Source organism: Clostridium sp. BL-8 (genome assembly GCF_002006495.1).
Classification (GTDB): Bacteria; Bacillota; Clostridia; order Clostridiales; family Clostridiaceae; genus Clostridium.
In genome coordinates, this window is the sequence record NZ_LZZL01000055.1 from 19,267 (window position 1) to 42,527 (window position 23,261).

Annotated in this window: 19 protein-coding genes; all 19 read left to right on the top strand. The window is 31.1% G+C overall.

Annotated elements, in window-relative coordinates; all coding sequences use genetic code 11:
- Nucleotides 1-376 precede the first annotated feature (376 nt).
- The 19 genes from CLOBL_RS17845 to CLOBL_RS17935 all read left to right on the top strand — a co-directional run bounded on the left by CLOBL_RS17845 (nt 377) and on the right by CLOBL_RS17935 (nt 23,041).
- On the top strand, nt 377-1,219 hold the full coding sequence (locus tag CLOBL_RS17845) for a fumarate hydratase (protein ID WP_077860258.1): 843 nt from the start codon (nt 377-379) through the stop codon (nt 1,217-1,219).
- A 24-nt stretch (nt 1,220-1,243) separates the two neighbouring features.
- Entirely contained in the window at nt 1,244-1,801 is a 558-nt protein-coding gene (locus tag CLOBL_RS17850) for a Fe-S-containing hydro-lyase (RefSeq protein WP_077860259.1), read from the top strand.
- A gap of 38 nt (nt 1,802-1,839) precedes the next feature.
- Nucleotides 1,840-2,595, top strand: coding sequence for a hypothetical protein (locus CLOBL_RS17855; RefSeq protein WP_077860260.1), 756 nt, complete (start codon nt 1,840-1,842; stop codon nt 2,593-2,595).
- Between the two features lie 64 nt (nt 2,596-2,659).
- Nucleotides 2,660-3,352 carry a response regulator transcription factor gene (locus tag CLOBL_RS17860; protein WP_009167852.1) on the top strand — a complete coding sequence of 231 codons (693 nt, stop codon included), beginning with the start codon at nt 2,660-2,662 and terminating at the stop codon, nt 3,350-3,352.
- Nucleotides 3,324-4,679 carry a HAMP domain-containing sensor histidine kinase gene (locus CLOBL_RS17865; RefSeq protein WP_077860261.1) on the top strand — a complete coding sequence of 452 codons (1,356 nt, stop codon included), beginning with the start codon at nt 3,324-3,326 and terminating at the stop codon, nt 4,677-4,679. The genes CLOBL_RS17860 and CLOBL_RS17865 overlap by 29 nt, the downstream gene beginning before the upstream one ends.
- A gap of 193 nt (nt 4,680-4,872) precedes the next feature.
- The gene (locus CLOBL_RS17870) at nt 4,873-7,104 is read left to right on the top strand and encodes a ribonucleoside-diphosphate reductase subunit alpha (RefSeq protein ID WP_077860262.1); all 2,232 of its coding nucleotides are present in this window, start codon (nt 4,873-4,875) and stop codon (nt 7,102-7,104) included.
- Between the two features lie 212 nt (nt 7,105-7,316).
- Nucleotides 7,317-8,351, top strand: coding sequence for a ribonucleotide-diphosphate reductase subunit beta (locus CLOBL_RS17875; protein ID WP_077860263.1), 1,035 nt, complete (start codon nt 7,317-7,319; stop codon nt 8,349-8,351).
- Nucleotides 8,352-8,559: 208 nt separating this feature from the next.
- On the top strand, nt 8,560-10,179 hold the full coding sequence (gene ptsP / locus CLOBL_RS17880) for a phosphoenolpyruvate--protein phosphotransferase (protein ID WP_077860264.1): 1,620 nt from the start codon (nt 8,560-8,562) through the stop codon (nt 10,177-10,179).
- A 138-nt stretch (nt 10,180-10,317) separates the two neighbouring features.
- Nucleotides 10,318-11,565, top strand: coding sequence for a tetratricopeptide repeat protein (locus CLOBL_RS17885; RefSeq protein ID WP_077860265.1), 1,248 nt, complete (start codon nt 10,318-10,320; stop codon nt 11,563-11,565).
- A gap of 132 nt (nt 11,566-11,697) precedes the next feature.
- Nucleotides 11,698-12,870, top strand: coding sequence for a beta-aspartyl-peptidase (gene iadA / locus CLOBL_RS17890; protein ID WP_077860266.1), 1,173 nt, complete (start codon nt 11,698-11,700; stop codon nt 12,868-12,870).
- Nucleotides 12,871-13,218: 348 nt separating this feature from the next.
- Nucleotides 13,219-14,253: a sulfate ABC transporter substrate-binding protein gene (locus CLOBL_RS17895; protein ID WP_077860267.1), complete on the top strand. Its 1,035-nt coding sequence runs from the start codon at nt 13,219-13,221 to the stop codon at nt 14,251-14,253.
- 33 nt (nt 14,254-14,286) lie between these two features.
- Nucleotides 14,287-15,138 (top strand): sulfate ABC transporter permease subunit CysT, encoded by an 852-nt coding sequence (gene cysT / locus CLOBL_RS17900; RefSeq protein ID WP_077860268.1) that lies wholly within the window; start codon nt 14,287-14,289, stop codon nt 15,136-15,138.
- A gap of 12 nt (nt 15,139-15,150) precedes the next feature.
- Nucleotides 15,151-15,990, top strand: a complete 840-nt coding sequence (gene cysW / locus CLOBL_RS17905) for a sulfate ABC transporter permease subunit CysW (RefSeq protein WP_077860269.1) — start codon at nt 15,151-15,153, stop codon at nt 15,988-15,990.
- Nucleotides 15,990-17,051 (top strand): sulfate ABC transporter ATP-binding protein, encoded by a 1,062-nt coding sequence (gene cysA, locus CLOBL_RS17910; protein WP_077860270.1) that lies wholly within the window; start codon nt 15,990-15,992, stop codon nt 17,049-17,051. The genes cysW and cysA overlap by 1 nt, the downstream gene beginning before the upstream one ends.
- Nucleotides 17,052-17,082: 31 nt before the next feature.
- Nucleotides 17,083-18,786, top strand: coding sequence for an adenylyl-sulfate reductase subunit alpha (locus CLOBL_RS17915; protein WP_077860271.1), 1,704 nt, complete (start codon nt 17,083-17,085; stop codon nt 18,784-18,786).
- On the top strand, nt 18,770-19,084 hold the full coding sequence (locus CLOBL_RS17920; RefSeq protein ID WP_077860272.1) for a ferredoxin family protein: 315 nt from the start codon (nt 18,770-18,772) through the stop codon (nt 19,082-19,084). Before CLOBL_RS17915 ends, CLOBL_RS17920 begins: the two co-directional genes overlap by 17 nt.
- A gap of 32 nt (nt 19,085-19,116) precedes the next feature.
- Nucleotides 19,117-20,016, top strand: a complete 900-nt coding sequence (cysD, locus tag CLOBL_RS17925; protein WP_077860273.1) for a sulfate adenylyltransferase subunit CysD — start codon at nt 19,117-19,119, stop codon at nt 20,014-20,016.
- Nucleotide 20,017: 1 nt separating this feature from the next.
- Complete coding sequence (locus CLOBL_RS17930) at nt 20,018-21,685, top strand: GTP-binding protein (RefSeq protein ID WP_077860274.1); 1,668 nt, start codon at nt 20,018-20,020, stop codon at nt 21,683-21,685.
- Between the two features lie 399 nt (nt 21,686-22,084).
- Nucleotides 22,085-23,041, top strand: a complete 957-nt coding sequence (locus tag CLOBL_RS17935) for a helix-turn-helix domain-containing protein (protein ID WP_242953871.1) — start codon at nt 22,085-22,087, stop codon at nt 23,039-23,041.
- Nucleotides 23,042-23,261 lie beyond the last annotated feature (220 nt).

Genomic DNA, 23,261 nt, shown 5'->3' on the forward strand with positions numbered 1-23,261 from the left:
TAAGAAATAAATGATAGTTGTAAGGATTTTATTTAAATAATTATTATTCATAATTTCACCTCTTTGCGATATAAATATTTATATTAAAGTATAGTATTAAGAAGGAGTAAATATGAAAGCTGGTATTATAAAAATATAATTTAATATGAAATTATATTGTAATATTTATCTACATATAGCTTGAATTAACATATAATTTCAGTTTTAAGCTTACAATATATATTTTAAATGCAAATAAATTTATTTGGGGTTGTAAATAACAAGGAATACTTTTAAACTTATATGTAGTAATAAGAGTAGAGCTACGATAAGAATATGATCTTATAAAAATAGCTCTAGAAATAACGATAAGTAATTGAAAGAGGAGCTGTTAGTGATGAGAGAAGTTAATGTTGAACTTATTAGAGATGCAGTGAAAAAATTAGCAATTGAAGCAAATTATTTTTTAGGGACAGATATTAAAGAGGCATTATTGAAATCTAAGAAAGAAGAAACTTGGAAACTAGCAACTGAAGTTTTAGATAAAATAATTATTAACTCCGAAATTGCAAGTAATGAAGAAATGCCAATGTGCCAAGATACAGGAATGGCATGTGTTTTCATTGAAGTAGGACAAGATGTACATTTAATCGGAGGAAGACTTGAAGATGCTATAAACGAAGGTGTGCGAAGAGGATACGAGGAAGGCTTTTTAAGAAAATCAGTTGTAGAAGATCCACTAAGGAGAGTAAACACAAAAGATAATACACCAGCTATAATCTATTATGATATAGTAGATGGAGATAAAGTTAAGATTACTTTAGCGCCAAAAGGTTTTGGATCAGAGAATATGAGTAAAATAGGAATGTTAAAGCCGTCTGATGGATTAGATGGCGTTAAAAAGTTTATAATAGATACAGTTAGAGCAGCAGGACCTAATCCATGTCCGCCAATGGTTATAGGTGTTGGAATAGGGGGAACCTTTGATAAAGCTGCTTATCTTGCTAAAAAGGCATTACTTAGACCTATTAATATAAGAAATAAAGATGAGTTTTATAAAAATTTAGAGGTTGAATTATTAGAAAAAGTAAATGAATTAGGTATAGGACCACAAGGATTTGGAGGAAAAACTACCGCATTAGGATTAAACATTGAAACTTACCCGACACATATAGCAGGATTACCTGTTGCAGTAAATATAAATTGCCATGCTACACGACATAAAGAAGTGATAATATAACTATAATATTGGAGGAAGAAAGTAATGGAGATTAAGTTAAAAACACCTATTACAGAAGATAAGATATTAAACTTAAAGGCAGGGGATAGTGTTCTATTAAGTGGAGTAATTTATTCTGCTAGAGATGCCGCACATAAAAGACTGATAGAATTATTGAATGATGGAAAAGAGCTACCTTTAGATATAAAGGATGAGACTATATATTATGTTGGACCTTCACCAGCAAAACCAGGAAAGGTAATAGGCTCAGCAGGGCCTACAACTAGTTATAGAATGGATGCTTATGCGCCAACGTTACTGGACTTAGGTTTAAAAGGAATGATTGGTAAAGGTGCAAGAAATGCTGAGGTAATAGAGGCAATAAAGAGAAATAAAGCAGTTTACTTTGGTGCTATAGGTGGAGCAGCTGCATTAATTGGGAAGAGTATTGTAAAGTCTGAAGTAATTGCATATGAGGACTTAGGTGCTGAAGCTATAAGAAAGATGGAAGTAAAAGATATGCCATTAGTTGTTATTATAGATGCAGAAGGAAACAATTTATATGAGATTGGACAGCAGGAGTATCTAGACTCGAGTAAATAGGAAGTTCAGATAAAGTTTCTAAAAAGAAGGAGTACTATATGTTTGGAATTAAGTTGCCAGGAAAAGACAAATATAAGAGAATACTATTGGCAGTTTTGATAGTACTGGCAATAGTAGTAATAGTCTATGATAAGTTAGAAAAAATGAATAAAGAGAATTTAGGAAATAAAAAAGAAGAGCAAGAAGAAATAATATCACCTTCTAATATGGGAGAAACAAAAATTAATGATGATGTTGAGAAAATTAGTGACGATAGTGATAAAATAAATAATAATGCTGCAACAGATGAAAAAGAAGAATATTCAGATAGAGAAAATGAATTATATAATGAAGCATATACTTCATTTTTTTCTCATACCTACGCAGATGCAATTAATAAGGCAGATTTACTTATAAACGAGTTCCCTAGCAATGCAATGGGATATAATATAAGAGGAATTGCAAAAGCCTATAATGGAGATTATGATGGTGGGATGAAAGATATAGATAAATCCCTAAGTATTGATAGTAATTATGGTTATGCACGATTTAATAAAGCACTTACATATGAGTTATATGAAAATTTTGATAAAGCATTAGAATGGTATAATAAAGATTTGGAAGTTGAGGATTATGAGTGGACTTATTATGGTATTGCATCTATTTATGGGAGGAAAGGTGACGTAATAAATACAATGACTTATTTAAATAAAGCGATACAGATGGATGCGGGAGTGAAAGAAGTGGCAAAGACTGAGCATGATTTTGATCCAGTTAAAGATTCAGAAGAGTTTAAAAAGGCAGTATATAATTAAAAGGATAAGTTCATAGAAATAATAGATTATAATATTAAGGTTATGGACTTTAGGAGGAATTGATATGTTTAACGTATTGGTAGTTGATGATGAAAAGGAAATACGAGATGCTATTGAAATATATTTAAGAGGAGAAAATTTAAAAGTATTTAAAGCAGAAGATGGTTTAGAAGCATTAGATATTCTTGAACAAGAAAAAATACATTTAATCATATTAGATATAATGATGCCTAAGCTTGACGGAATAAGAACTTGTTTGAAAATTAGGGAAAGCCAAAACCTTCCTATAATAATGTTATCTGCAAAAGGTGAAGACTCGGATAAGATATTGGGGTTAAATGTTGGCGCGGACGATTATATAACAAAACCATTTAATCATTTAGAATTAGTTGCTAGAGTAAAATCACAATTAAGAAGATATGAAAAACCACTAAGCGTTGAAGAAGGAAAAGATATAATTAAAGTAAAGGACTTAGTTATTGATACTATTGCTAAAAAAATCACCTTACGTGGAGAAGAAATCAAAGTGACTGCTACAGAATATAAAATACTTCATTTATTAGCTTCAAATTTAGGAAAAGTATTCTCCATAAAAGAAATATATGAAAATGTATGGGAAGAGATATTTTATAAAAGTGAAAATACTGTTACAGTGCATATTAGAAGAATAAGAGAAAAAATAGAAATAAACACAAAAGAGCCTGAATATATTAAGGTGGTGTGGGGAATTGGATACAAGATTGAAAAAGAAGATTAAGGAATATCTTAATGGTATTTATTCCATTGATATAATAATTGTAGTATTAATAACATTAATCTTATTTTCAGCTTTAGGTGACTATATACAGATAAATAGAGTGCAGCATGAGTTAGCAGTTAATGAGATTAGAAATAATCAACCCAATTTAATAATATCACTTATTGTATATGTAAGTTTTATTACTAAGATTGTCTTTATAATAAAGAAGAATCCAAAGTCACCAAAAATCCAATCTAATTTTGCTAAAAATATGATTTTTGTAATTAAAAATGGATTTCATTATAAAGAAACTAGAAATGCTTTACTAATATCTATAACTGTAGCATTAATATTACTAATAACTTATTTGTATTTTCTTGCAACTGGCGGTTATACGAACAATATATTTGTAAAATTTTTTCAGACATATCCTTTCAAAGGAACTGTATTTGTAATCATAATACTTTTCTTTACCATAATGTACGCATTAAAAAAGACATTAGATATAATAGTTGTTAATGATGCGCTTAAAAAAGTCAGTGAAGGAAATTTGCAAGAGGATATTAAATTTGATGGATCTCCAGCAGTAAAGGAATTAGCTGAAAACATTAATTCAATAAAAGCAGGATATAAAGAAATTCTAGAAAATGGTGTACATAATGAGAAACTAAAGACTGAGCTGATATCTAATGTATCTCACGATTTAAAAACACCATTGACGTCTATAATAAATTACGTAAATATATTAAAAAATGGTCATATAACAGAAGAGGAGAGGGAAGAATATCTATCAATATTAGAAAGAAAATCTTTGAAGTTAAAAGTTTTAATTGAAGATCTATTTGAGATGTCCAAAATTAATAGCGGAAAGATTAAGTTAAATAGAGAGCTGATAGATATATTATCATTAATACATCAAGGGGTAGGGGAATATAGTACATTATATGAAGAAAAAAATATTTCATTTAAAGTGACAAGCAAAGAAGATGCTGTATATATGGAACTGGATGGAAAGATGATGTCTAGAGCTATAGAAAACATAATAATTAATGCAATTAAATATTCATTGGATAATACCCGAGTCTACATTGATGTAGACATGGAAGGGGATTATGTTATGATTGGCGTGAAAAATATTGCAAATTATGAAATGAACTTTAAAGAAGATGAAATGTTTGAAAGATTTGCAAGGGGTGATAAGTCAAGAAATTCAAAGGTTGAAGGCTCTGGATTAGGTCTAGCAATAACAAAAAGTATAGTTGAACTTCATGGTGGGGAAGTTAGCATAAAAAAAGAAGGAGATATGTTTAAAATTTATTTAATACTTCCTATGAATAAGGGATAATAAATCTTAATGAATAAAATATATCAATTAAGCAGTTAATCTATGAAAAATTAAGATTAACTGCTTTTTTTATGCATATCTATAAATTTTAGAGTTTTACAAATTAATAGTTCAAGAATTATAATATACAATATATTGTGTATAAGGTTTGCTTTATATGCAAAGGATACAATATGTGGTGGAGGAATGAAAAATGTCGGCATTAGAACAATTGTGTAAGGATGCTATAAGTAAAATTGAAGACAGGGATGGAATCTATACTGAGAAGAGGTTAATGACAGCTTTAAGTGATATTATAAAAGAGGAAATGAGTACTAACGAAATAAGAGATGCATTAGTTCAAGTTTCATTGGAATTAACTACAGATATGGAGCCTGACTGGCAGTATGCAGCAAGTAGAGTGTATACTCACACTCTTTATGAAAGAGTTAAAAGTACCAGAAAATTAGCTAATGAGAGTGAATTATATAATAATTTCTATGAATTTATTAAGAAATTAACGAATGAAGGGCTTTATGGAAAATATATTTTAGAGAATTACTCTAAAGCTGAGATTTTAGAATTAGAAAAAGAAATTAAGCCGGACAGAGACGTTTTGTTTAACTATAGTGGAATAAGTCTTTTGGCAAAGAGATATTTAATTCAAGATTATGATAGAAATCCTATAGAGCTCCCTCAGCAAATGTTTATGGGGATAGCAATGCATCTTGCAATTCCAGAAGAGCAAGAAAATAGAGTATATTGGGCAAAAAGGTTTTATAATGTGTTGAGTTTACTTAAAGCAACTATGGCAACACCAACAATGTCTAATGCAAGAAAACCATTCTATCAATTAAGTTCATGTTTTATAGATTCTGTAGAGGATAGTTTAGAAGGCATATATAAATCTCTTGATAACTTTGCAAAGGTATCTAAGTTTGGTGGAGGAATGGGAATCTATATGGGAAAGATTAGAGCGTTAGGCTCTCCAATTAGAGGATTCAAAGGAGCATCAGGAGGAATAATACCATGGGTGAAATTATTTAATGATACGGCAATAGCTGTAGATCAATTAGGAGTTAGAAATGGCTCTGTTGCCATATGGCTTGATGCATGGCATAAGGATATTCCAGAATTTCTTCAGATAAGAACTAATAATGGAGACGATAGAAAGAAAGCACATGATGTATTTCCAGGTATATGTTATCCAGATCTATTTTGGAGACTTGCTGAAAATAATATAGATGCTGATTGGTATATGATGTGTCCGCATGAAATTAAGAATGTTAAAGGATATGCATTAGAAGATTTTTATGGCTCAGAGTGGGAAGAGAAATATTATGAGTGTGTAAATGATAATAGAATAGAAAAAAGAGTAATATCAGTAAAAGATCTAGTAAGACTAATAATAAAAAGTGCTGCCGAAACAGGAACACCATTTGCTTTTTATAGAGACACTGCAAATAGGATGAATCCTAACAAACATAAAGGCATGATATATTCTTCAAATCTGTGTTCTGAAATAATGCAAAATATGAGCCCAGCTCAAATACAGAAAAGTGAAATATTAAGTGAAAAAGATGAATATAGTGTAGTTGAGAAAATAATACCTGGAGATTTTGTTGTATGCAATCTTTCTTCAATTGTGCTCGGTAATGTTGATGTACTAAACGATGAGGAGATGGAGTTTGTTATAGAAACTCAGATAAGAGCAATGGATAATGTTATTGATTTAAATTATTATTCAGTTCCTTTTGCTGAAATTACAAATAAGAAATATAGAGCTATAGGTCTTGGAACAAGCGGATATCATCATATGCTTGTTAATAATAGGATACATTGGACAGAGGAAAAACATAAAAAGTTTGTAGATCAAGTTTATGAAAGAATTAATTATTACGCAATAAAATCCAGTATGAAAATAGCAAAGGAAAAGGGAGCCTATAAGGTATTTGAAGGTTCTGATTGGGAGAATGGTGATTATTTTGAACTTAGAAACTACAATGATGATAAATGGAATGAATTAAAAGCTGATGTTAAAAAATTTGGCATAAGAAATGGTTATTTAATTGCTGTTGCACCAAATGGATCAACGGCAACTATTGCAGGAACATCAGAAGGAATAGATCCAATTATGGCCAGATTCTATTTAGAAGAGAAAAAAGGAAGCATAATTCCTAAAACAGCGCCAAATCTTTCAGAAGATAACTATTGGTACTATAATTCAGCATATAATATAGAACAGACATGGTCAGTTAAAATAAATGGAATACGTCAAAGGCATATAGATCAAGGTCAATCCTTCAATTTATATATAACAAGTAATTATACAATGAGACAGATTATGAATTTATATATAGAGGCCTGCAAAAGTGGCGTTAAGTCAATCTATTATGTAAGATCAAAATCTCTTGAAGTAACAGAATGTGAAACTTGTTCAGCCTAAGTGATAAGTGAGAGTCCAAATTTTATATTTGGCAACTCGAACTTACTCAGCGAGCAAATGTGAGTCGAGTTTCCTTTATAGAGTCCAAATTTTATATTTGGCAACTCGAACTTGCTCAGCGAGCGAATGCGAGTCAGATTTATTTAAGAATTATAAAAAGTATAAGCGTATTAGATAAGTTCTTTGAATAAATATAGAATAGGAGAAACTATATGAGTATAAATAAAAAACCATTGTTTAATGAACTAGGGGATAGAGAAATCGGCAAAAAAAGACTTATAAATGGAAATACTACAAATTTAAATGATTTTAATAATATGAAGTACACCTGGGCAGCTGATTGGTATAGACAAGGAATGAATAATTTCTGGATACCAGAAGAAGTTAATCTTTCACAGGATATAAAGGATTATAAAAATTTATTGGACGAAGAGAGAACTGCATATGATAAGATATTATCTTTCTTAATATTTTTAGATTCTATTCAAACAGCGAATTTAAGTAATATAAATAATTACATTACTGCAAGTGAAATAAATCTTTGTTTAACAATACAAAGTTTTCAAGAAGCAGTACATTCACAGAGCTATAGCTATATGCTTGACAGCATATGTGCTCCTGAAAAAAGAAATGAAATACTTTATCAGTGGAAGGACGATAAAGTGCTATTAAACAGAAACAGATTCATAGGAGATTTGTACAATGAATTTATAAATAATCCAACAGAGCATAATTTTTTAAAATCATTGATGGCTAATTATATTTTGGAGGGTATTTATTTTTATTCTGGTTTTATGTTCTTTTATAACTTAGAGCGAAATGGTAAGATGCCAGGGTCAGCTCAGGAAATTAGATATATAAATAGGGATGAAAATACCCATCTTTGGTTGTTTAGAAATATCATAAAGGAATTACAAGGTGAAAACCCAGAATTATTTACACAGGAAATGAAAAATGAATTAAGACAAATGATGAAAATTGGGGTGGAGCAAGAAATATTATGGGGACATTATGTTATAGGTGATGCTATACGAGGAATAAATAAAAAAACAATTGAAAATTATATAAAATATTTAGGTAATAAGAGATTAAAAGAAATAAATTTAGAGCCTTTGTTTGATGGATATAATGAGAATCCAGCTCTATGGGTAGATGCTTCATCGAATGCAAACTCTGTTAAAACAGATTTCTTTGAAGCAAGATCTACTGCATACGCAAAAGTTGCAAGTTTAGTCGATGATCTTTAAGCTAAAAAAATGGGAAAAACAGATGAAAAATAAATATGGTTATATTTTTTTAGTAAAAATCATAAAAAAATAATTTTAATACGTTAAATTTTTCACTAATTATGTTATAATATAAAAGGTTAATACTAAAAATATGATAATAAACATAGTAAAATGTAAATAATATCATTTTATAATAAAATTTACAATCAAGGAGGAGTTCCATATTATGAAAAAAGGTATTGCTGCTTCTAAAGGTTATGCAATAGGAAAGGCATTTTTGCAAGAAAGTGAAGAAATCGTTATTAGTGATGTTAAAATTAGTGATATAAGTGCAGAAAAAGAAAAAATGCAAAAGGCACTAGACGGTTCTAGAGATCAATTAGAAGCTATTAAGGTTAAGGCAGAAAAAGAAATGGGTGCGGAAAAGGCAGCTGTGTTTGAAGCACATATAACACTATTAGATGATCCAGAGTTTACTGGAGCAATGATGACTGAAATTGAAAACAATAATGTAAACGGATTAAAAGCTATTGAAAGCGTTACAAACACTTTCGTTGCTATATTTGAATCTATGGATAATGAATATATGAGAGAAAGAGCTGCAGATATTAAAGATGTATCTAAGAGAATTCTTTCAAACTTTGCAGGTAAAGGTGGAGATGCTTTTGCAATTACTGAAAGTAATACAATAGTTGTAGCACACGATTTAACACCATCTGATACTGCAGGATTAGATAGAACTAAGGTTGTAGGATTTATAACAGACATAGGTGGAAGAACTTCACATGCTGCTATAATGGCTAGAACATTGGAAATTCCAGCTGTACTTGGATTAGGAGATATAACAACTTCTATAAAAACAGGGGATACAGTTATAGTTGACGGGTTAACAGGAGACGTAATAATAAATCCTTCAGATGAAGTTTTAGCAGAATATAAAACTAAAAAAGAAAAATTCCAAGCAGAACAAGAAGAATTAAAGAAATTAATAAATGTTAAGACAACTACAAAGTCTGGTAGAAGAATTGAAGTTTGTGGTAACATTGGTAAACCAGAAGATGTTCTTGGAGTTTTAGCAAATGGTGGAGACGGTGTAGGATTATTTAGAACAGAATTCTTATATATGGATAGAGACAGTGCTCCAACAGAAGAAGAACAATTTGAATCTTATAAATTTGTTTTAGAGAAAATGGAAGGTAATCAAGTTGTTATAAGAACTTTAGATATAGGCGGAGATAAAACACTTCCATACTTACCATTACCACAAGAAATGAATCCATTTTTAGGTTATAGAGCAATTAGACTTTGTTTAGATAGAAAAGACATATTTAAGGTTCAGTTAAGAGCTTTACTTAGAGCTTCAGTATTTGGAAATCTTGCAGTTATGTTCCCAATGATTTCTGGATTACAAGAGTTTGAACAAGCAAAAGAAGTTGTTGAAGAATGTAAAGCAGAATTAAAGGCAGAAGGTAAAGAATACTCAGAAAGTATTCAATGGGGTATCATGGTTGAAATTCCAGCAGCGGCAGTTTATGCTGATGAATTAGCTAAACATGTTGATTTCTTCTCAATAGGGACAAACGATTTAATTCAATATACATTAGCAGCTGATAGAATGAGTGAGAAGGTTTCATACCTTTACAACCCAATGCACCCAGCTGTACTTAGATTAATAAAAATGACTATAGATGGAGCACATAAGCATGGTAAATGGGTTGGAATGTGTGGAGAAATGGCTGGAGATGAAGCAGCTATCGCTACATTAGTTGAATATGGATTAGATGAATTCTCAATGAGTGCTACATCAATCCTAAATGCTAAGAAAATAATGATAGAACAAGAATAATGTAAATGTTAAAATAAAAGGTTATCTTAATTATTTAAGATGGCCTTTTATTTTAATATTTAATTGTAAAGTATATATGTAATGTAATATACTAGAAAGTAAGTAATATTTAATATTAACAGGGGTAAGGATATATTTATGGAAAAAAAATCTAGAAAAACTTATGATAAGGCTATGAATTATTATGAGCAGGGGAGAATAGATAAGGCATTAGAATTATGTGAGGAAATATTATCAGAAGGGTTAGATAATCCATTAGTATTAAATTTTAAGGGACTGTTACTGTATCAAATGGGTAATTTAAGTGATGCAGTTACAGTATGGAAAATAAATACTGATTTAAATAATGATGATATTGCAAGGAGTTATATAGAGGATAGTATAACTGATGAGAATAGATTAGAGCTATATAAAAGAGGAGAAGAAGCGCTGGAACAATTTAAAGTTGATAAAGCCTTAGAGTTATTTAAAATATGTGCAGAAAGTGATTTTAACTTAATTAAGGTGAATATTGCAATTGCAATGTGTTATCAGAAGAAGGGCGAATTTATAAAAGCAAAGGAATACTTGGATAAGGCATTGAGTGTTGATAAAAATGAAGTTACAGCAAAAATTATTGGAAAAGAATTAAAAGACGATGGAATAGATATGAACTCAGGAGGGTTCCCCAAAAGTATTATCATAGGGATAATGATATTTTTTATTTTAATAATTTCGGTTGGAGGATATTTATTTATATCAAAATATAAAAATAGAAACTCATTTGGTATTGTGCAAGAAGATAAACCCAGTATAGCGCTAGAAGAAAATAACGAAAAAGATACACAAAATGAACAAAATATTGTAGATTCAGCAAAGAGTGAGCCAGATACAAATTTTGATAGAGAAAAATTAAATATATTAATTGCCGGTAATGATTTTGATGGATTATATGAGCAATTAAGAAATGTTGAAAAAGAGTCATTAAGTACTGATGATATGGATGTCTATAATAAAGCTGTCCATTTAATAAGGGATAAAGGAATAGGAAAGTTTTATGAAGATGGATTAAGCAGTTTTAATCAAGGCAATTATTCAGCTGCTAAGGTTTCATTTGATAAAGCATATACATATTGTGAAGGAAGTAGTATAAAAGAACATATTTTATTTTATAGAGGAAGTACTTCATATAATTTATCGGATAATGAGAGTGCAATAGCTCAACTGGAGGAGTATTACAAACAGTATCCCAAAGGAGTCTATACTGAGGAAGCATTATATGAATTAGCATTGATAAGTAATTCTATAGATAAGGAAAAGAGTAAAGTTTATGCAAATAAATTAATGACTGATTTTCCAAACTCTATATATGTGAACGATAAAATTAGGGATATACTAAAAAATTAATAGTAATTTTTTGTGAATTGAATTATGCTTTTAAAACAATTTAAAAGTATAATTCTTTTTATATTAACTTAAATATTAGGATAAAATAAATATGAAGTTAATAGTATTTTAAATAAAAGGATAGGTGAGAATATGATTTCAATAATTAAAGGCGGTAAAATATACGCACCAAAGTATCTTGGAGTAAAAGATATACTAATAGTTGGAGATAAGATTGGCGGAATATATGATGAATTAAATATTGAAAATGAATTAATTGATATTGAAATTATTGATGGGAAAAATAAGTTGATTTTTCCGGGATTTATTGATTGCCATGTTCATATTATAGGAGCTGGAGGTGAGGCAGGATATAATACAAGAACGCCTGAAGTTTCTTTATCAAGCTTGATTAAAGCTGGAATAACAACAGTGGTTGGTTGTATTGGAACAGATGGAGTATGTAGAAGCAGGAAAGCATTAATAGCCAAAGTAAAAGCTTTGAGACAAGATGGAGTTTCAGCGTATTGTTTTACAGGTTCTTATGATGTACCAGTGAAAACAGTAACTGGTTCAATAAAGGAAGATATAATGTTAATTGAAGAAGTAATTGGTGTTGGAGAAATTGCTCTCTCAGATAATAGAAGTTCTCAGCCTAGTTTTGAAAGTTTTGCTAATTTAGCTGCGCAAAGTAGAGTTGGAGGATTATTGTCAAATAAAGCTGGAATTGTTAATGTTCATTTAGGAGAAGGAGATAGAGGATTAGATTATGTTTTTGATTTAGTTGATAAAACAGAAATTCCTGCAACACAATTGCTGCCAACTCATATTAACAGAAACGGAAAACTTTTTGAACAAGGGATAAAGTATGTAAAAAAGGGTGGTTTTATAGATTTGACGACGAGCTGCGATCTAAAGAACCTAAGTGAAGGAGAGCTTAGAGCTGGTGAGGGTTTGAAAAAATATATAGATAAAAATTTGCCTATAGAACACATAACCTTTTCTTCAGATGGAAATGGAAGTATGCCAGAATTTGATGACAAAGGAAAGTTAATCGGTTATAAGGTTTGCTCCGTATCAACTTTATATAGAGAGGTTAAATTTGCAATTGAGGAAGAAAAGGTTCCAATAGAAGATGCAATTAGAGTAGTTACCTCGAATATAGCAAAAGTATTAAAGTTTGAGAATAAAGGAACTATAGAGTATGGAAAAGATGCAGATTTTGTAATGGTTGATGAAAACTCTTTGGATATAGATACGGTTATTGCAAAAGGAAGAAAAATGATGGAAGATGGGGAGGTTATTGTTAAGGGCTTTTTTGAATAGGTAAGTGAAATCTAATGTAAAAAATATTCGTGTGTATAGAAATAGGATAACAAAACTTATATAAAAATGTAAAAGGGCCTAGTACTATAAAGTATTAGGCCTTTTTACATTTTTATAACAAAACATGATTTTCTATAGTGCAGACAATATTAATTAAACAACTAATACATGAAATTATTTATATTTAACCATGTCAAAATACATATGTTATATATCCTTAATTGACATTTCATAGAATTGACAATACTATAATATCATAGCAAATTGATATGAATAATAGGTGATGCAAAAGCAATAATAAAAAATATAGATTTCTCTATATAAAAATAAGAGATTGGGGAGATATTTATGAACAAAAAAAAGATAGTAGCACTAGGATTGACAATAGTATTTTTAGTTGGGGCATTAGCTGGCTGCGGTAGCAGTAAAAAAACAGATCCAAGTAGTAGTAAAACTATAGAGATAACAAATGTTTCATATGATCCAACAAGGGAACTTTATGAAGCATATAATCCAGCGTTTGAAAAGTATTGGAAGGAAAAAACTGGCCAAGATGTTGAGATTACACAATCTCATGGTGGATCTGGTGCTCAGGCACGTTCTGTAATTGAAGGAAACGACGCAGATGTAGTAACTTTAGCTTTAGCTCATGATATCACAGCAATTGAGCAGGCAGGATTAATTGATAAGGGCTGGATAAATAATTTTGACCAAAATAGTTCGCCATATACATCTACAATTGTATTTCTAGTTCGTAAAGGAAATGAAAAAAATATTAAAGATTGGGATGATTTGGTGAAGCCGGGAGTTCAAATTATTAATCCGAATCCTAAATCATCAGGTGGAGCTTGCTGGAATTTTCTTGCGGCATGGGCATATGCAAAGAATAAATATAATGGAGATGAAAACAAGATTAAGGAATTTATGACTGAGCTGTATAGCAATGTAATAGTATTGGATTCAGGAGCTAGGGGTGCTACAAATACTTTTGTTCAGAATGGACAAGGCGATGTATTAGTTGCTTGGGAAAATGATGCTTATTTAGCTATGAAAGAAAATCCTGACAAATATGAAATTGTTACACCAAGTATTAGTATTTTAGCAGAACCATCTGTTGCAGTAGTTGATGAGAATGCAAAGAAAGATGGAACAGAAGAAGTTTCTAAGGCATATTTAGACTATTTATATTCTGATGAGGGTCAAAAAATTGCAGCGGATAATTTCTACAGACCTAGAAATAAAGAAATATTAAATCAATATGCAGATAAATTTAATTTAAATATGAATCTAGTAACTATTGATGACTTTGGTGGATGGGATAAGGCCTATGAAGATTTCTTCAACGATGGAGCTATATTTGACCAAATATATACTAAGAAATAATAGATACAAAGATAGATGGAAGGATTTGTTTTAATGGAGAAAAAGAAAAATGCGACTAGAATTAAGCAAAGTAAAAGAGTAATTCCAGGCTTTGGCATTTCTATTGGAATAGCCCTTACTTTATTAAGTTTTATTGTATTAATACCAATGGCATCTATAGTAATTTGCGCTTCAGGGCTCAGTTTTAGTGAATTTTTGAAGATAATATCTGCAAAAGATGTAGTAGCAGGATATGAGGTGAGTTTTTCTTGTGCGGTAATAGCGGCATTAGTCAATAGCATATTTGGAGTTATTTTAGCATGGGTATTAGTAAGATATGAATTTCCAGGTAAGAAAATTTTAGATGGTTTAATCGAACTTCCATTTGCACTTCCTACAGCAGTAGCTGGTATATCTTTAGCATATTTATATTCTGATAAGGGGTGGATAGGAAGTGAGTTTGCGAAAATTGGTATTAAAATTGCCTATACAAAAACAGGGATAATTATTGCAATGATTTTTATAGGAATACCTTTTGTAGTGAGGGCTATACAGCCTGTATTAGAAAAAATGGATAAACAATATGAAGAAGCAGCAGCTATGCTTGGAGCGAGTGGAGCAACAACTTTTTTTAAAGTTATTTTTCCAGAGATATTTCCAAGTTTGCTCACTGGTTTTGGATTAGCATTAGCAAGAGGCATTGGAGAATATGGCAGTGTGGTATTTATCGCAGGAAATATTCCATATGAAACTCAGATTGCACCACTTCTTATTATGACAAAGTTAGAACAATATAAGTATGCTGATGCAACAGCAATTGCATTAGTTATGTTAGTGGTAGCTTTTATTATTTTATTCTTGATTAATGTAATACAGTCACGCGTAGCTAGAGTTACAAACAACTAGAGGAGGGAATTTATGAGTAATAGAGATTTACAGGAAAATAAAAAAACAAATGCGACCAAAATAATATTGATTACGATTAGTATTCTATTTATCGTAGTAATGCTTATAATACCTCTGGCTGTATTAGTTTTAAATGCATTGAAGGATGGATTTGAAGCTTATAAAGATGCTATCTTTGATGAGTATACCTTGAAGGCATTATATTTAACTGTTTTAGCTACTGTATCAGCAGTTGCTGTAAACACTTTTTTTGGAGTATTTGCAGCGTGGGCGATTACAAAGTTTAAGTTTCGTGGAAAGCAGTTCTTAACAACATTAATTGATATTCCATTTGCCATATCTCCAGTTATTGCTGGGTTGGTGTTTATTTTAACTTTTGGAAGAATTGGCTGGGCTAATAGTTTTTTGCAGGCTTATGATATAAAAATAGTTTTTGCAGTTCCAGGAATTATTTTAGCAACAATTTTTGTTACTTTTCCATTTGTATCAAGAGAAATAATTCCGGTATTAAATGCACAAGGAACTGATGAAGAGGAAGCAGCAGCGATTATGGGAGCAAGTGGTTTTAATATATTTAGAAAAATAACTTTGCCTCATATTAAATGGGCATTAATCTATGGAGTTGTGTTATGCACAGCAAGAGCTATGGGGGAATTTGGAGCTGTATCTGTTATATCTGGTCATTTAAGGGGTAAAACCAATACACTTCCTCTCCATATTGAAATATTATATAACCAATTTAAAACAACAGATGCTTTTGCAGTATCATCAATCTTAATGATTCTAGCTGTAATCATTCTTATTATAAGAAATATCGTGGAGTATAAAGCAAAAAGGGCTGGTGAAAATTAATGTATGTAGAATTAAAAGATATAAACAAAACCTTTGGCAATTTTAAAGCATCTGACAATGTGAATTTTGGAATTGAAAAAGGAAAATTAATAGGACTGCTTGGGCCAAGTGGAAGTGGAAAGACAACAATTCTTCGTATGATTGCGGGGCTTGAACAGCCTGATTCAGGAGACATTATCATTGATGGTGTTCGTGTAAATGACATTCCAGCGTCTAAAAGAGGTATAGGCTTTGTGTTTCAAAATTATGCTTTATTTCGTTATATGACTGTATTTGATAATATAGCTTTTGGTCTTAAAGTCCAAAAGAAGAGCAAAGCAGAAATTAAAGATAAAGTATTAGAGTTGATTAAATTAATTGGATTAGAGGGAATGGAAAAAAGATATCCTAGCCAGCTTTCGGGAGGTCAGAGACAGAGGGTGGCTTTTGCAAGAGCTTTAGCGCCAAATCCACAGCTTTTATTGCTCGATGAGCCATTTGCAGCTATTGATGCAAAAGTTAGACAAGAGCTTAGAAGCTGGCTTAAAGAAATGATTGAAAAGGTCGGTGTTACAAGTATATTTGTTACTCATGACCAGGATGAAGCTATTGAAGTAGCTGATGAGATTATAATTTCAAATCATGGAGTTATTGAGCAAAAAGGTTCGCCGCTGGAGATATACAAGAATCCATCAACGCCTTTTGTTGCACAATTTATTGGGAAATCTGTAGTAGTAGAAAATTATGAAAAGCTAAAAGGTTTTGAAGGGTTAAATGCCATCAAGAAAGCTGTAATTCGTCCAGAGTTTATAAACGTAATTAAGAAAGGTGAATTTATTCAATATAACAGTGCAGTAGAAGAAGGAACAGTAGAGGAAATATCTTTTAGAGGAAGCTATCTAGAACTAAGGATAAATGTGAAAGATGTTATTTTAACAGCAACGCGTTCTCTAGAAGAAGCGCCTGTTGAAAAGGGAGAAAAAGTAAAGGTATTGATTTACCGTTTATATGTATTTGATGAAAATAGAGCCTATGCACTTGAAAATTCAGCAATTAAAGATAATAATTCTGTATTTATTTAATAAATATTGACCTTAGAAAAAGGAGATATGTATGAATAAGAAAGTTGAAGTAAAACAATTAGAAACAGACGTGTTGATAATTGGTGGAGGTACAGCTGGATGCTATGCAGCTATTACTATAAGAGAGCATTCAGATGCAGCCGTATTGATTATTGAAAAAGCTAATATTAAAAGAAGTGGCTGCTTAGCAGCTGGGGTGAATGCAATTAATGCCTATATAGTAAAAGGTAGAACTCCAGAAGATTATGTGGACTATGCGAAAAAGGATGCAGATAATATCGTGAGGGAAGATTTGCTACTTACTATGTCACAAGGGTTGAATAAAGTGACAAAAAGGCTAGAGGATTTAGGACTTGTCATTTTAAAAGATGAAAATGGTGAGTATGTAGCTAGAGGAAATAGAAATATAAAAATTAATGGAGAAAACATAAAGCCTATTTTAGCAGATGCAGTTCAAAAACTTCCTAACGTTACAGTTATGAATAAGATTAATGTAATTGATTATATCGTAAAGGATAACCAGATATTTGGAGCATTTGCAGTTGGTGTTGAAGAAGAAATTCTTTATGAAATCAGAGCTAAAAAAGTTATATGTGCAACAGGAGGAGCAGCAGGATTATATAAACCAAATAATCCAGGCTTTTCGAGACATAAAATGTGGTATCCTCCATTTAATACTGGAGCAGGATATGCTATGGGAATAAAAGCAGGTGCAGAAATGACTACTTTCGAGATGAGATTTATAGCATTAAGATGCAAAGATACTATAGCGCCTACAGGTACAATTGCGCAGGGAGTTGGAGCAAAGCAGGTTAATTCAAAAGGTGAAGTATATGAGACAAAGTATGGTATTACTACATCAGAGAGAGTTTATGGAACAGTAAAAGAAAATCAAGAGGGAAGAGGACCTTGTTATTTAAGAACAGAAGGTATTACCTCAGCACAAGATGAAGAACTTAAGAAAGCATATTTAAATATGGCACCTAGCCAGACACTTAAGTGGATAGAGGCTGGTAAAAATCCAAGCGAACAAAATGTAGAAATTGAAGGAACTGAGCCATACATAGTAGGCGGGCATACTGCGAGCGGATACTGGGTAGATACTAAGCGTGAAACAACAATAAATGGACTTTTTGCAGCAGGAGATGTGGCTGGCGGATGTCCTCAAAAATATGTTACAGGTGCATTAGTAGAAGGCGAGATTGCAGCAAAAGCAGTGGTAGAAGCAATAAATAATGATGAGAATAATAATACTTTATCAAGAAGAGAAGAAGATTTCCTTATAGGGATAAAGAAAGAAGAAGTTGAGAAAGTATTAAACTTCGAAAATCAGATATTCAATGTAGAACAGTTAGAAGAAGCTATGCAGAAGGTAATGGACACCTATGCAGGTGGAATTGGAAGCAATTATCAGTTTAACGAAAGGCAGCTAAAACTGGCAATTGAGAAAATTGAACAAATTGAAAAATTAAGTGACAGTCTACATGCAGAAGATATGCATGAATTGATGTTTATATATGAGCTAAAAGAAAGACTTACAATTTGTAAATCTGTTATTGCCCATTTAAAAGCGAGAAAAGAAACTAGATGGCATAGTTTTGCAGAGAATTTGGATTATCCAGAGAAGAGTGATGAATGGCTTAAATATGTAAATTCAAAACTTGTAAATGGAGAACTTATAATTTTGCATAGAGATTTAGTAGGAAGAGGCGAAGTTTATGAGCATAGCAATTGATAAACAAAAATGCATTGGATGTAAGAAATGTCTATATGTTTGCCCAGGAAGCCTTATTAAATTAGGTGATGACGGAAAAACGTATATTAAATATCCTAGAGATTGCTGGGGATGCAGCTCCTGCATAAAAGAATGCCCTAAAAGTGCAATTTCACTATATCTAGGAGCAGATATTGGAGGAAGAGGCAGTAAGCTTACAGTTAAGCTTCAAGAGAATACAGCACATTGGAAGGTTGAAGAAAGCAGTGGAACAGAGCATTCAATCAATATAAATCGTAAAGATTCCAATCAATATTAAATTTGTATAGGCAAGAATAGGAGGAATTAATTATGAGTGAATTATCACATCTTGATAAATTAGAAGCAGAAGCAATTTATATTATTAGAGAAGTAGCAGCGGAATGTGAAAAACCAGTAATGTTATATTCAATTGGCAAGGATAGCTCAGTTATGCTGCACCTGGCAATGAAGGCATTTTATCCTGAAAAACCACCATTTCCATTCATGCATATTGATACAACATGGAAGTTTAGAGAAATGATTGAATTTCGTGATAGAAAAGTAAAGGAATTAGGAATTGAGATGATTGTCCATTCAAATGAAGAGGGCATAAAGCAAGGAATCAATCCTTTTGATCATGGTTCAGCATATACTGATATCATGAAGACACAAGCCTTAAAACAAGGATTAACAAAGTATGGTTTTACAGCAGCTTTTGGTGGCGGACGTCGTGATGAAGAAAAATCACGTGCAAAGGAAAGAATATTTTCCTTCCGTAATGAGGCACAGGCTTGGGATCCTAAAAATCAGAGGCCGGAGATGTGGAAACTTTATAACACCAAAATAAATAAAGGTGAAAGTATGAGAGTTTTTCCTATTTCAAATTGGACTGAAAATGATATTTGGCAATATATAAAGCGTGAAAATATCGATATTGTCCCTTTATATTTTGCAAAAGAAAGACCATGCATTTCACGTGATGGAAATATCATAATGGTAGATGATGATAGGTTAAAGCTATTACCAGGTGAGAAAATAGAACATAAAAAGATACGATTTAGAACACTGGGCTGTTATCCGTTAACAGGAGGCTTTGAATCTGATGCAATCACTTTAGATGAAATTATTGAGGAAACCCTTAGTGCTGTTTCTTCTGAGAGAACAACTAGAGTTATAGATAGCGAAGCAGCAGGCAGTATGGAAAGAAGAAAAAGGGAGGGGTATTTCTAAGATGAAGAGTTTATTGAAGTTTATAACATGTGGTAGCGTAGATGACGGGAAATCTACTCTTATAGGACATATCTTATATGATGCAAAACTTTTATATGCAGATCAGGAAAAGGCCTTAGAACTGGATAGTAAAGTTGGAAGCAGAGGCGGAGCAATAGATTATTCTCTATTATTAGATGGTTTGATGGCAGAACGTGAGCAGGGAATTACAATAGATGTTGCATATCGTTATTTTACAACTGATAATAGAAGTTTCATCGTTGCTGATACCCCAGGACATGAAGAATATACTAGAAACATGGCAGTTGGAGCATCTTTTGCAGAGCTTGCAATTATATTAGTAGATGCAAAGCAGGGAGTACTTGTTCAAACAAGAAGACATGCTAGGATTTGCTCACTAATGGGCATAAAACATTTGGTGTTTGCTGTTAACAAAATGGACTTAGTAGGATATAGCCATGAAAGATTTCTAGAAATTGAAGAACAGATTAAAGAATTGAAAGAAGAACTTTCTTTAGAAAATATTTATATTATTCCAGTATCGGCTACAGAAGGAGATAACGTTACAGAAAAATCTCAAAATATTCCATGGTATACAGGAGAAGCACTCTTACCATATCTTGAGAATGTTGATGTTGAAAGTGAAGTAGAGGAAGGCTTCTACATGCCAATTCAAAGAGTATGTAGACCTAATCATACCTTTAGAGGATTTCAAGGTGAGATTGAATCAGGAACTATTGCTGTAGGAGATGAAATAACAACTCTTCCAAGTAATGAGAAGGCGTTAGTAAAAAGTATTCATATTACAGATAAGGAGTCACAGAGTGCAACAAAAGGCCAAGCTGTTACTATACAATTGAATAAAGAAGTTGATGTATCTCGTGGATGTGTGCTTACGAAAGAAACAAAACTTGCAGCTAATAAGTCATTTAGTGCAACAATTCTTTGGATGGATGATTCTGAGTTAACAGCAGGCAAGGAATATTTTGTAAAATTAGGAACTAAGATGTTAACCGGTATTGTTACAGATTTGAAATATAAAATCGACGTGAATACTGGAGAACATTTACCAGTTGGACTTTTGAAGAAAAATGAAATAGCAGCATGCGATATCGCACTTTCTGAAAAAGTTGTAGTTGATAAGTTTAATCATCACAAAGCATTAGGAGAGCTTATTTTAATAGATCGTATTACTAATATGACATCAGCTTGTGGAGTTGTTGAAGATATTCATAATAATAGTAAATTCTCTTTTGAATATAATAATTTAAAGGCCAGAGGAGATATTTTTGATGAATTTTATTATAATTCACAAAGTGCATCTATTATAAAATACAACTCAGAAGAGCAAGTTTATACGGTTGGCGATAAAATTCCAACAAAAGGTGAAAGCTATGGGTATCCAGAAAACTTTGATTTATTAGCTCTTCAGGATTGGGCGGCTATTGAAATACGTGATGAGAAAATTGCAAGTATAAAATCTATTGATGAGTATAAATATCAAGGGGTACCAATTATTAACGGTAAGGGATTTGGAGCAAAGATTAATTCCAGTGAGGATGTTATAAGATTTTTAAGTGAATATAAAGATATTAGCGAAGAAACAGAAGGGAACTTCTTAAGTAAATGGACAAAATTTGAAACCTATAGAAGAATAATTTTTAAATAGCAATAGCATTAGTTGTATGTAATAATTTAAATTATTTTTTATGAACATATTATGTACGCAAAACTTTTACTTGCTTAATAAAGCAAGTGAAAGTTTTTTTGTCTATAGGTAGCTAAATTCCAATAATTATATCTAGAATGCTGATATTTTTATTGGAATTCAATTATAGTAACAAATCTTTGATTAAATAACTTTTGACTAACAAAAAAAATTAGTATATACTTAATCCATAGTAATCATATTAGATTAGTATGGATATGAATTTGTAGAATATAATAAAGGAATAATATAAATCATATTTATCAAAAGTTTAAATGCTATTATGACCTATTTATTATAGAAAAATTCTTAAATCAAATAACGTGTATTTACAAATTTTAAGCAATTAATAGTATTGGGGTGATAGTCATTAATACATTTAACATATCAAACAATAATATAGAAGATATTAAGAAAAAAGTAAAAAAACTTCAAAGTACCAATGATCATTTTGGAGTCTCCAATCACACAATTTCTCATGAAATCAAAGATCCTGTTTGTGCGATAGATGGATATGCTAGAATTTTTATTGAAGACTATGGGGCACAAGTTGATAATGAAGGAGTTATACTTATAGAAAATATAAGAAACATTTGCAAAGATACGCTATTACTTATAAGTAAGCTTTTAGTAATAGGAGTCGATTCTGAATGGGTATATTCTGAAGCTGACGAAAAGCAAATTATTAATTCTCTAATTAAAAAAGAAGATCATGCAATTGAACTATTTAATAAGACAGCAGAAAGTATTTATAATGTATCATCAGATAATATAATTAAGGCAGATATCATAATAAAAAAAATATATCATAATGTTATTAAAGCAGTATATGAAGAGTATAACTGGCTGAATAACTATATTAATATTGAATTTTTTGAAACCGTAGACTATGCTAATAAAGAAAATATTAACGGTTTTACAGAGTATTATTGTGGGAAAATATCCTATCTTTTGACTTTCTTAAAGAAATTTTATCTTGAAGCTTCCGATGAATTGATAAACAATATTAGTGAATATATATTGAGCCATTCTGATTCTGATCTAAAATTAAAGATAATAGCTAAAAAGTTTTATATAAACAACACGTACTTAAGTAATACCTTTGCTATAAAAACTGGAATGAGGTTTAATGACTATATAACAATGGTGAAAATGGCAAGAGCTAGGTACCTATTTATCAATACTCAGTTAAAGACTTATGAAGTTGGATATAAAATTGGATATAGGGATATAAATTATTTTTCAAAACTGTTTAAAAAATATTATGGAAAAAATCCATCGGAGTATAAAAACGCTGCAAGCACAAATAATTCGTAAATTAGAATTATTTATAACTAATTTAAGATATAAAAGTATATCTATGAAGTGCTAATTATTAATTTAGGCACATGAAAATAAATAACAGGTCCAAGGTTGCCATGAATATTTTACATCAGGCAAGGAGATAAATTGACCTTATAGTGGGGCTATTAGGTCAATTTTCCGATGAGCAGAGAACCCAAATCTCTGATTTGGTGTGAATCGCTTACTCAGCAAG